General features: G+C 68.0%; 10 protein-coding genes. 2 read left to right on the top strand and 8 right to left on the bottom strand.

The genetic code is table 11. The features are described from left to right. A partial coding sequence (locus tag AC04L7_RS04625) for an MgtC/SapB family protein (protein ID WP_475512598.1) occupies positions 1-1072 on the top strand: 1072 nt, incomplete at its 5' end. Between the two features lie 103 nt (positions 1073-1175). On the opposite strand, the gene AC04L7_RS04620 is transcribed toward AC04L7_RS04625, so the two are convergent. The 8 genes from AC04L7_RS04620 to phhA form a co-directional block, all read right to left on the bottom strand. Continuing rightward, positions 1176-1805, bottom strand: coding sequence for a response regulator transcription factor (locus AC04L7_RS04620; RefSeq protein ID WP_435995844.1), 630 nt, complete (start codon positions 1803-1805; stop codon positions 1176-1178). After that, entirely contained in the window at positions 1802-2908 is a 1107-nt protein-coding gene (locus AC04L7_RS04615) for a sensor histidine kinase (RefSeq protein ID WP_435995842.1), read from the bottom strand. Before AC04L7_RS04615 ends, AC04L7_RS04620 begins: the two co-directional genes overlap by 4 nt. Before the next feature lie 77 nt (positions 2909-2985). Continuing rightward, the gene (prpF, locus tag AC04L7_RS04610; RefSeq protein ID WP_435995840.1) at positions 2986-4179 is read right to left on the bottom strand and encodes a 2-methylaconitate cis-trans isomerase PrpF; all 1194 of its coding nucleotides are present in this window, start codon (positions 4177-4179) and stop codon (positions 2986-2988) included. A gap of 622 nt (positions 4180-4801) precedes the next feature. Next, positions 4802-5266: an SRPBCC family protein gene (locus tag AC04L7_RS04605; protein WP_296278672.1), complete on the bottom strand. Its 465-nt coding sequence runs from the start codon at positions 5264-5266 to the stop codon at positions 4802-4804. 43 nt (positions 5267-5309) lie between these two features. Beyond that, positions 5310-7925, bottom strand: a complete 2616-nt coding sequence (gene acnD / locus AC04L7_RS04600) for a Fe/S-dependent 2-methylisocitrate dehydratase AcnD (RefSeq protein WP_475512597.1) — start codon at positions 7923-7925, stop codon at positions 5310-5312. 167 nt (positions 7926-8092) lie between these two features. Next, positions 8093-9679: a TIGR00341 family protein gene (locus tag AC04L7_RS04595; protein WP_435995836.1), complete on the bottom strand. Its 1587-nt coding sequence runs from the start codon at positions 9677-9679 to the stop codon at positions 8093-8095. 82 nt (positions 9680-9761) lie between these two features. Beyond that, a complete protein-coding gene (gene azu, locus AC04L7_RS04590; protein WP_435995834.1) occupies positions 9762-10217 on the bottom strand; it encodes an azurin in 456 nt (151 codons plus the stop codon). Positions 10218-10263: 46 nt separating this feature from the next. Continuing rightward, positions 10264-11148, bottom strand: a complete 885-nt coding sequence (gene phhA, locus AC04L7_RS04585) for a phenylalanine 4-monooxygenase (protein WP_435995832.1) — start codon at positions 11146-11148, stop codon at positions 10264-10266. A gap of 129 nt (positions 11149-11277) precedes the next feature. Here phhA and AC04L7_RS04580 point away from each other — a divergent pair. After that, the coding region (locus AC04L7_RS04580; protein WP_475512596.1) for an Lrp/AsnC family transcriptional regulator at positions 11278-11631 on the top strand (354 nt) is incomplete at its 3' end.

The raw sequence follows: 11631 nt of genomic DNA, 5'->3' as shown, positions 1-11631 counted from the left end.
GGGGCAGCCCGTCCTGCTGGTCGCCCTGGGGGTGACCGGCGTACTGGCCGCCATGGGCTACCGCGCCACGCGCCAGCACGATCCCGGCCTGACCAGCGAGGTGACGCTGGTGCTGACGTTCCTGCTCGGCGCCATGGCGATGCACACGCCGGCGCTGGCGACCGCGCTCGCGGTCGTCGTCGCGGTGCTGCTGTACGCCAAGCAGCCGCTGCACGAACTCACGCGCGAGACCTTCAGCGAGCGGGAAGTCTTCGACGGCCTGCTGCTCCTGGCGTCCGCGCTGGTCATCCTGCCGATCCTGCCCGACCGTCCCATCGGCCCGTTCGACGCGATCAACCTGGCGACCATCTGGAAGCTGGTGGTGCTGGTGATGGCGGTCAGCGCACTGGGCCATGTGGTGCTGCGCGTGGTCGGCAACCGCTGGGGGGTGGCCGCTGCCGGTTTCTTCGCCGGCTATGTGTCGTCGACAGCGGCGACCATCGGGTTTGGACAACGCGCAAAGGAAACGCCGGCGCTGCTGCGTTCGGCGGTCGCGGCAGCGCTGCTGTCCAACCTCGCGTCGCTGACCCTTTGCGTGCCGATCCTGTGGGCCGTATCGCCACCCCTGGTGCGCGACCTGCTGCCGGAACTCGCTGCGATCGGCGTCGTGCTGCTGGCGGGCGGACTGCTCGGCCTGCATCGTGGCGAAGACGATGCGGTGAAGCCGCCGACCTCCGACAGCCGCATGTTCCGTTTCGGCCAGGCGCTGGGTTTCGCACTGCTGGTGGCGGTGCTGACCTTCGTCGCGGCAGCGCTGGCGGCGTGGATCGGTCCCCGCGGCGCCATGGCCGCCGCCGCGATGTCGGCATTGGCAGAGTTGCACGCCGCGGTGGCGACGCTGGCCAACCAGTTTTCGCGCGGTGGACTGGAAGCGGCCGAGGCGCGGTGGTGGATGTTGGCATTGCTGGCCGCCAGCCTGACCGCGAAGTCCGTCATTGCCTGGGTCAGCGGTGGTACCGCCTATGGGGTGCGCGTGTCGGCGGGCCTGATGGCCGCGCTCGCTGCGGGCGCGGCGATGGTGGCACTGTTCTGAAGGATCAGGGTGCTTGCTGTGGGAGCGACGTAAGTCGCGATGAGGCGCCAGTGAAAAGGCATCGCGACTTACGTCGCTCCCACAACAGCAGGATTCGCGCTCCTCAGATGATCCGCAACGTGATCGCCTTCAGCACGGCGCGGGTACGGTCGCGCGTGCCGAGCTTGTCGAGGATGGTGGACACGTAGTTCTTCACCGTGCCTTCGGCCAGGAACAGCGTGCGGGCGATTTCCTTGTTCGAGTAACCACCGGCCAGCAGGCGCAGGATCGCGACTTCGCGTTCGCTGAAGGTATCGGTGGGCGGTGCCTCATCGCGGAAGCGGAAGCGCGCACGCACCGGATCCGTGCTGACCGGCTGCAGCAGTGTTTCGCCACTGGCGACACGCTGGATGGCGTCGTGCAGGTCTTCCGGCGCGGCGTCCTTCAGCAGGAAGCCCTGTGCGCCCGCGTCGGTGGCGCGCAGCAGCAGGTCGCTGTCGTCGAACGTGGTCAGCAGCAGCACCGGCGTCCGGTCGCCGCGTTCGCGCAGCTTGATCAACGCATCGATGCCATCCACGCCCGGCATGCGGATGTCGCTCAGCACCACGTCGACCGGCTGCACTTCCAGCTTGGCGAGCAGATCGGCGCCGTCGTCCGCTTCGAACACCACCTCCACCCGCTGCGCCTTCAACAGGGCACGCAGGCCGGCGCGTACCAGCGCCTGGTCATCGGCCAGAGCGACCCGCACGCTCATGCGGGCAGCCTCACGTCCACGCGCAAGCCACCGGTGGCGCTGCTTCCGAGGCGCAGCTCGCCACCCATCGCCGCCACGCGCTCGCGGATGCCCGACAGGCCGTTGCCTTCGCACAGCCGGCCTTTCAACCGGCCGTCGTCTTCGATATGCAGGTGCATGCCCGCCTCCTCGTTCTTCAGTGAAACCGTCAGCGTGTCCGCATTCGCATGGCGCGCGGCATTGGTCAGGCACTCCTGCACTATGCGCAGCAACGACTCGGCCACCGCCGGGTCGGCGATCTGCACGCCGTCGGCGATCTGAAGGTCCAGTGCCGGCCGCGGCAACGGCGCTGCCAGCGCCCGGATCGCGGTCTGCAGGTCGAGCCCCCGCGAATCGCGCATCGCCTGCACCACGCTGCGGATGTCGTCCAGCAGTTCGGTGGAGAGTTGCTGCGCGATGCGCACTTCCTCGCGTCCCGCCAATGCCGGATCGCTGGCCAGCGCACGCAGGTTGATCTTCATGGCGGTGAGCTTGTGCCCGGCGACGTCGTGCAGTTCGCGCGCCACTCGCAGTCGCTCGGCATCGCGCGCGCTGTCGGCCAGCAGGGCGCGCGTGGCCAGCAGGTCCGCGTTGACGCGCGCCAGCGCGTCACGGGAATCCTCCGCACGGCGCGCGTAGTGCACGCACAGGCCCGCGAGCGCCTGGAAGCCCATGTTGATCAGCGTCATCGTGGCCGGTGCGCCGAAGTCATGGTGCACCAGCAACGTGTAGAAGGCCGTGTTCAACACCACCGCGGCGCCGATCACCCAGCGCGGCGACAGCACGTTGACCGCGCACGCAACCCACACCACCAGCAGCACCTGCGCGGTGCCGACCCGGGGTGTGAGCCAGGCCAGCAGCAGCGCAAGACCGGCCATCGCCACGAGCCCGATCCGGCGCGACCGCTTCCAGGTGTCCGGTGCCACCGCGAACAGAAGAAAACCCGCCGCATACGCACCCAGCGCCGCAGCGGCGGCCGGCAGGATGTCCGGCGGCAGGAAGCGCAGGCCCAGGGACACGGCGCCGATCGTGAAAACGCCGGCGAGCGTCATGGGTTCGCGAAGTCGGGTCAGGGCCATCCACATGCGCCCATGCTGTCGCGTGGGCGCGGCCGAGGCAATGGTCCGGGCGAAAGTGGTGACTTCCGGCAGGTCGCGCGTGGTCAGAAGGCGTCGCCGGGAATGCGGACCGCGCCTTCCATCAGCACGCGCGCACTCCGGCTCATCACCGCCTTCGTCACGACCCAGGTGCCGTCAACATGTTTGACGTCCGCGCCGACGCGCAGCGTGCCAGATGGATGGCCAAACACCAGCACGTCGCGCGTGCCGCCGCCTGCCGCCGCATTCACCAGCGTGCCCGGCACCGCGGCCGCCGTGGCGATGGCGACCGAGGCCGTGCCCATCATGGCGTGGTGCAGCTTGCCCATCGAGATCGCGCGGGCGAGCAGGCCGACATCGGTGGCGCTGACCAGCTTGCCGCTGGATGAGACGTAATCCTTCGGCGGCGCGACGAACGCCACCTTCGGCGTCAGCGGCCGCTTTGCCGCGGCCGCGGCATCGGACACCAGTCCCATGCGCACCGCACCGTGTGCGCGAATCGCCTCGAGCTTCGCCAGCGCGTCCTTGTCCTCGTTGATCGCGCCCTGCAGCTCGGTGCCGTCGTAGCCGAGCGCCGCCGCCTCGACGAACACCACCGGCACGCCGGCATTGATCATCGTCGCCTTGAATGTGCCCACGCCGGGCACATCGAGGTCATCGACCAACCGGCCGGTGGGAAACATCGCACCACCGCCGTCGCCATCGCCCTCGTCGGCGGGATCGATGAACTCCAGTTGCACTTCCGCCGCGGGGAACGTCACGCCATCCAGTTCGAAGTCGCCGGTTTCCTGCACCTCGCCATGGCTCACCTGCACGTGCGCCACGATGGTCTTCTGGATGTTGGCCTGCCAGATGCGCACGGTGCACACGCCGTCGCGCGGCACGCGCGCGGGATCGATCATCCCGTTCGCGATCGCGAACGGACCGACCGCCGACGACAGGTTGCCGCAGTTGCCACTCCAGTCGATGAAGGCCTCGTTGATCGGCACCTGGCCATACAGGTAATCCACGTCATGCCCGGGCTGCGCGCTCGGCGAAATGATCACCACCTTGCTGGTGCTCGAGGTCGCACCGCCCATGCCGTCGGTGTGCTTGCCATACGGATCGGGCGAACCGATCACGCGGCACAGCAATGCATCGCGCGCCGGCCCCGGTACCTGCGCCCGCTCGGGCAGGTCCTGCAGGCGGAAAAACACGCCTTTCGACGTGCCGCCGCGCATGTAGGTGGCGGGGATGCGGATTTGAGGGGCGTGGGGCATGGCGGATCTTTCAGAATTGGGGGAAAAGGTCGGTCTGCATGACGGGGCCCGGGCCTGGATCAAGTTGCCAACGTGCCAGTGTGTTGTACCTGTAGGGCTTGCCGCCAGCGCTGACGAGCTCGAAGGTCTCAACACGCCAAGGAACRGTCAACAGCGGCTGCGAGGAGATCTCCGGCCCCTCGTAGCGGTAGTCCAGCGTGAGATGGGGCGAGTGATTTCCACCTCGCGGCAGGCCCTGTACCAGAGTGGCATGACCTATCGCGTCGATCAGTCTATTCAGGCCTGGGCAACGGCCGCGCGTACGGATCTCGGCATGTTCCCTGGCGCGCGCCTGGTCCAGCTCAAGGTCGAAACCGGCTGACCTCACCTGATTACCCGCAGCTATCAGCCTCTCCCGGATCCAGGGTTTGTCTGCATATCGGTCACTGACAGACTGGTGCCAGCACTCCGGCGGCCAGCTCGGGACGAGCAGGGATCCAAGTCCGGCGTGTCGCATCGATGCCGTGATCGCTTCGCAGACCTCGCACGATGGCCGAAGTATGAAGAGCAGCCGGTTGCCGTAGCCTGGCCACCAGACCTGCTCCTCTTCGCTCTGGGCGCGTCCAAGTCTCACTCTGGCACCTCACGCCCCATCCGGGATCTCAGGCTCCACCAGTTTCGCCAACATCTCCAGCGATTCCTGCCAGCCCTGGTAGCAGAAGTCGACCGGGATCGCGGCGGGAATGCCTTCCTGCACGACGTTGAGCTCGGTGCCGACGATGTTCTTCTTCAGGGTTACCGTGACCTGCATCTGGCCCGGCAGGCCGGGATTGTCGAACTGGTCGGTGTAGCGCAGCAATTCGCCCTCCACCAGCTCCAGGTAGGTGCCGCCGAAGGAATGGCTGGAGCCGGTGCCGAAGTTGGTGAACGACATCGTGTAGCCGCCGCCCACGCGGGCGTCCATCGAATGGACCTTGCCGGTGAAGCCATGCGGCGGCAGCCACTTCACCATTGCATCCGGATCGAGGAAGGCACGGTAGACGCGCGACGGCGGCGCGCGCAGCACGCGGTGCAGGCGGACGGTACCGGGGGTGGCGTTGTCGGACATGATCGGACTCCTGTGCGGTGGGTGTACCGATTCGACGAACGGGTCAGGCCGCTTTCGACGCGTCCAGGAAATCCTGGGCGAACCGTTGCAGTACCCCACCCGCTTCGTAGATCGAGACCTCTTCGTCCGAATCCAGCCGGCAGGTCACCGGCACCTGCACGGTCTCGCCGTTCGCGCGGTGGATCACCAGCGTCAGGTCGGCGCGCGGCTTGCGCACGCCCACCACGTCGAAAGTCTCGGTGCCGTCGATGCCCCAGGTCTTGCGCGTCTCGCCGGCCTTGAACTCCAGCGGCAGCACGCCCATGCCGATCAGGTTGGTGCGGTGGATGCGCTCGAAGCCCTCGGCCACGATTGCTTCCACGCCGGCCAGCCGCACGCCTTTCGCCGCCCAGTCGCGCGAGCTGCCCTGTCCGTAGTCGGCGCCGGCGATGATCACCAGCGGCTGCTTGCGGTCCATATAGGTCTCGATGGCTTCCCACATGCGCACCACCTGCCCGTCCGGTTCGATGCGCGCCAGCGAGCCCTTCTTCACTTCGCCATCGACCACCGCCATCTCGTTGACCAGCTGCGGGTTGGCGAAGGTCGCGCGCTGCGCGGTGAGGTGGTCGCCGCGGTGCGTGGCGTAGGAATTGAAGTCTTCTTCCGGCAGGCCCATCTTCGCCAGGTACTCGCCCGCCGCACTCGAGGCGAGGATCGCGTTCGACGGCGACAGGTGGTCGGTGGTGATGTTGTCGCCCAGCACCGCCAGCGGGCGCATGCCGTGCAGCGTGCGTTCGCCGGCCAGCGCGCCTTCCCAGTACGGCGGACGGCGGATGTAGGTGCTCTGCGGGCGCCAGGCGTACAGCGGATCCACGCGACCGCCGTGCTCGACGCGCACGTTGAACATCGGCTCGTAGACCTTGCGGAACTGCGCCGGCTTCACGCTGGCCTTCACCACGGCATCGATTTCCGCGTCGGTGGGCCAGATGTCCTTCAGGGTGATTGCGTTGCCGTCGGCGTCGATGCCGAGCGCGTCCTTCTCGATGTCGAAGCGCACCGTGCCGGCGATCGCATAGGCGATCACCAGCGGTGGCGAGGCCAGGAAGGCCTGCTTCGCGTAGGGATGGATGCGGCCGTCGAAGTTGCGATTGCCCGACAGCACGGCGGTGGCGTACAGGTCACGGTCGATGATCTCCTGCTGGATCGCCGGGTCGAGCGCGCCGCTCATGCCGTTGCAGGTCGTGCAGGCGAAGGCGACGATGCCGAAGCCGAGTTTCTCTAGATCCGGCAGCAGACCGGATTCCTCCAGGTACAGCTGCACGGCCTTCGATCCGGGCGCGAGCGAGCTCTTCACCCACGGCTTTCGCACCAGCCCCTTAGCGTTGGCGTTGCGGGCGAGCAGCGCAGCGGCGATCACGTTGCGCGGATTCGAGGTATTGGTGCACGAAGTGATCGCGGCGATGATCACCGCGCCGTCGGGCATCAGGCCCTGCGTCTCTTCTGCCCTGCCCGCCTGCAACTTGCCTTCGTCGGCGATGCCGCGCTCGGCCAGCGCGCTGGTGGGCAGGCGCTTGTGCGGATTCGACGGGCCGGCCATGTTGCGCACGACGGTGGACAGGTCGAACCGCAGCGTGCGCTCGTACTGCGCGGTCTGCAGGTCATCGGCCCACAGGCCGGCGGTCTTCGCATAGGTCTCGACCAACGCGACCTGCTCGTCGCTGCGGCCGGTCAGGCGCAGGTAGTCCAGCGTGTTGTCGTCGATGAAGAACATCGCCGCCGTGGCGCCGTACTCGGGCGCCATGTTGGAAATCGTCGCGCGGTCGCCGATGGTCAGCGCCGCCGCGCCCTCGCCCCGGAATTCGAGGTAGGCGCCGACGACCTTTTCCTTTCGCAGGAATTCGGTCAGCGCCAGCACCACGTCGGTCGCGGTGATGCCGGGCGCGGGCCTGCCCTGCAGTTCGACGCCGACGATGTCCGGCGTGCGCATCCACGAGGCGCGGCCGAGCATGACGTTCTCCGCTTCCAGTCCGCCCACGCCGACGGCGATCACGCCCAAGGCATCGACATGCGGCGTGTGGCTGTCCGTGCCCACGCAGGTATCCGGGAAAGCGACGCCGTCCTGCACGTACAYGACCGGCGACATCTTCTCCAGATTGATCTGGTGCATGATCCCGTTGCCCGGCGGAATCACGTCGAYGTTCTTGAACGCCAGCTTCGTCCAGTCGATGAAGTGGAAGCGGTCTTCGTTGCGGCGGTCCTCGATGGCGCGGTTCTTCGCGAACGCATCCGGGTCGTAGCCGCCGCACTCCACTGCCAACGAGTGATCGACGATCAACTGCACGGGCACCACCGGGTTCACCTGCGCCGGGTCGCCGCCCATGTCGGCGATCGCATCGCGCAGGCCGGCCAAGTCCACCAGCGCCGTCTGGCCGAGGATGTCGTGGCAGACCACGCGTACCGGAAACCACGGGAAATCCAGGTCGCGGCGGCGTTCGACCAACTGCCGCAGGTAGTCGTCGCGGCGCGCGGGATCGGCGCGGCGGACGATGTTCTCCGCGTGCACGCGCGCGGTGTACGGCAGCGTGGCCCAGGCGCCGGGTTGCAGGGCATCGACCGCGGCGCGCGCGTCGAAGTAGTCGAGCGCGGTGCCCGGGAGCGAGGTGCGGAAATCGGTATTCATGGCGTGCCGTCTGCTGTGAACGAGGCGCGCGGCGCAATGCACGCGCGCGAGCCGTCATTATGCGCGTCGACCTACCGCAGGCGCGGCAGACCCGTGGATGTCGCCGTGCTTTCCTTCGATCCGTTGACACTCATCGTCAACATGCCCACGGGAGGCGGCGTCCGCCGTTAGAGCGTCGCGGGCCGGACGCGGACCTCCCGCAGCACCGTCGCCCCCTCGCTGGCCGCGGCACTGCGTGCATCGGCCCCCGGCACCGCGCGGGCCGTGGCGCCGCGGATGCCGAGCTTTTCAAGTGCGGCAGCGACGCTCTCGGCACGCGCCAGGGCCAACGCCGCGTCATTGCCTGCGAAGCCATCGACGCGGATGCGATCCACGCCCCAGCGCTGCAATGCCCACGCGATGGCTTCCACGCGTGTGGCGGCCTCGGCGTCCAGTTCGGACCGTTCATCGCCGAACGTGATCGGCGGCAGCGCCTGCAGCGCCGGGACGACCTCCACCTGAAGCGCGCCCGCCTCGTTGCCCGCCAGCGCCTGTTCAAGACGACGCGCCTGCACGATATCGAGGCCGCCGGCCGCGTTGAGCTGCCAGCGCGCCTGCTGGCCACCTTCGAGAACATCGAGCTTCCCGAAGTGCGCGATGGCCTGCTGATGCATGGCTTCGGTCGCGCGCGTACCGGCGCTCCTCTGGGCTGCGTCGCGCTCGGCGACGCCTTGCAGGCGCACTACGCTCTCCCGGAGCTGCGCCAACGATGCCTGCTCGCTTGCCAGCGCCTTCTCGTCGGCGGTCAGTAGCTCGCGCAAGGACACCTCGACGGGTTTGGCGAGCAGCGGCTCGAGCTTGCGTTCGAGTTCGCGGTCGAGCTGCGGCCGATGTCGGGGCAACAGCATCACGGCGTCGACGCGCAGCACGTCATCGTTGCGCTCCACACGCAACGTGGTGAGCTGGCCACCCTGGCTTCGTGCGGCTTCATCCATCACGTTGCGGATGGTGCGGTCCGCGAAGCCCCGCGCAGCGATATCCCGCAGCGCCAGGCCCAGGGGAATCGACAGCAGCACGAACGTGCCGACGATCATGCTGGCCTGCCAGGCGGTCTGCTTCGGGGAATCGTCCCCCCCGAACTGGTACCAGCGCGCCATGATCGTGACCGACAGGGCGATCGCCAGCAGGTTGGTCATGAACAGAAACAGGGCACCGCCGGCGATGCTGGCGTTCAAGGTGGCGATGCCGAAGCCCACGACGGCCAGCGGGGGCATCAGCGCGGTCGCAATGGCTACACCGACGATGGTCTCGCCCTTGCGGGTGATGGTGGCGTAGGCACCGGCCAGGCCGGAAAACACGGCCACCAGCAGGTCGAACAGCGTGGGTTCGGTGCGCGCCAGGATCTCGGGCGTCGCCTCCTGCAGCGGCGAGACGAGCACGATCGCGGTCGCGGTCACCAGCGCCACCGCCGTGCCCACCGCCAAGGTCTTGAGCGACTCGCGCAGGCTGCGGAAGTCGAAGGTGGCCAGCGACATGCCCAGTTCGACGATGGGCCCCATCAACGGCGAAATCAGCATCGCGCCGATGATCACCGCCACCGAGTTCTGCAGCAGGCCGAGCGTGGCGATTCCGCACGCCATGACGGTCATGAACGCGTAGCGCGGCCCCAGCTGCCCGTTCTCGTCGACATTGCGCAATACGGCGACGCGATCCACCTGCAGGTGTTCGCGGCGCCATTGGCGCAGCCAGCGCCACAAGGCTTCGGCAGAGGCCATCGTGAATCCCGTCGCAGGACCGGCGCGCATCATACCAACGCCGGCCGCCGGCCCGTCCTGCTCGGGCCCGCCCTGGCTCACGTCATTCGAAGACCAGCGCACCCTTCATCATGCTCCAGTGCCCCGGAAACGAGCAGAAGAACGTGTACGCCCCACCCTTGCGCAGACGCGCGGTGGGAAACACCACCTCGGCGGTCTGTCCGCCGCCGATGATGCGCGTGTGCGCGATCACGCGGGCGTCGTTGCGGGGCAGATAGTCGTCGGCGAGTTTCATCCGGCCGCCGGCCAGGCCGACGTCGCGGTGATGGCGCGTTTCCGTCAGCACCCAGTTGTGCCCCATCGCCTGCGCGGGCATGCGTCCGACGTGCTTCAGCGTCACCCGCAGCTGCGCGCAGTCGCCCGGCACGCGGATGGTCTTCAGGTTGAAGGTCATCATGTCCGTCGCCTCCACCGTGATCGCGCAGTTGCGAGCGAACGCGGCGCTGGAGACGCACGACAGCGCGCAGAGGACGATCAGCGGGAACAGGCGTCGCAGCATGGGGCATCCGAACCGGAGAGGGAGGCCCGCGATTGTACGGCGCGGGTCAGACGTCGCCGCCGTCCGCCCAGCCTTCGCCCGTGCCGCGGTGGAACACGCGGTCGTCGACGTGCACGTCGCCGGCCGGGACGGCGTCCTGCGCGTCCAGCCGCGCATAGATCGGCGTGAAGTCCGGCGCGGTAGCGTTCATCAGCTGCTCGAAGCTGTCGATCACGAAGTAGGTCTTCTGGAACGTATCGATGCGGTAGCGCGTGCGCATGATCCGCTCCAGGTCGAAGCCGATGCGGTTGGGCGCGTCCGATTCCAGCGAGTACAGCGACTCGCCCTTCGACGAGACGATGCCGGCGCCGTAGATGCGCAGGCCGTCCGGCGTATTGATCAGGCCGAACTCCACCGTGTACCAGTACAGGCGCGTCAGGTGCTGCAGCGCGTCCGGTCCGATGCCGTGCGCCTTCACGCCGCCCTTGCCGTACGCCTCCATGTAGTCGGCGAACACCGGGTTCATCAGCAGCGGCACGTGGCCGAACAGGTCGTGGAAGAGGTCCGGTTCGGCGATGTAGTCGATCTGGTCCGGGCGGCGGATCCACCAGGTCACCGGGAAGCGGCGGTTCGCGAGGTGGTCGAAGAACTCCAGCTCCGGCAACAGCCCTTCCACGCCGACCAGCGTCCAGCCGGTAGTGGCGCGCAGCACCTCGTTGAGGTCGTCGAAGCTGGGGATGCGGTCCGGCGCCATGCCCATGGCGTCCTGTGCCTGCAGGAACTCGTCGCAGGCCCGGCCCACCAGGAGGGCGCGCTGGCGTTCGTACAGGGTGCCCCAGGTCGCATGGTCGTCGGCCGGGTACTGGGCCGGCTGGTCGACGATGGCGGTGGTGTAGACCGGCACGTAGCCCTTGTCGGTCTGCTGGTGCTCGACGCGGCGCGGCTCGTTCATGGGGCTCCCCGGGAAAACGCTGTGATCCGACGATCCTAGCGGCAGATCCACGCAACAGGCTTGCGAAGTTGCGCCCATGCCGATCAATGGCGCAATGAAATTGCATGAATGCGCTAGGATTCGCACGAAATGACCGAAGCCGCCTCCCTCGACCGCACCGACCTGCGCCTGCTGGCCCTGCTGCAGCGCGAAGGCCGGGCCACCAACRCCGACATCGCCGCCCAGGTGAACCTGTCGCCGTCGGCCTGCCTGCGCCGCATCCAGCGGCTCGAGGCGACCGGGGTGATCGCCGGTTATGCCGCGCGGGTCGACCCCAAGGCGGTGGGCCTGGGCCTGCAGGCCTTCGTGCGCGTGCAGCTGGAGCGGCACGACCCGGCCAGCGTCCAGCAGTTCGGCGATCGCGTGCAGGCCTGGGACGAGGTGGTCGCCTGCTACGCGCTCACCGGCGACATGGACTACCTGCTGCACGTAGTGGTGCAGGAC

This window comes from Pseudoxanthomonas sp. LjRoot204_2, from assembly GCF_056175765.1.
The sequence above is the reverse complement of the archived record's forward strand: the minus strand, read 5'-3'. Positions and strand labels throughout refer to the sequence as shown.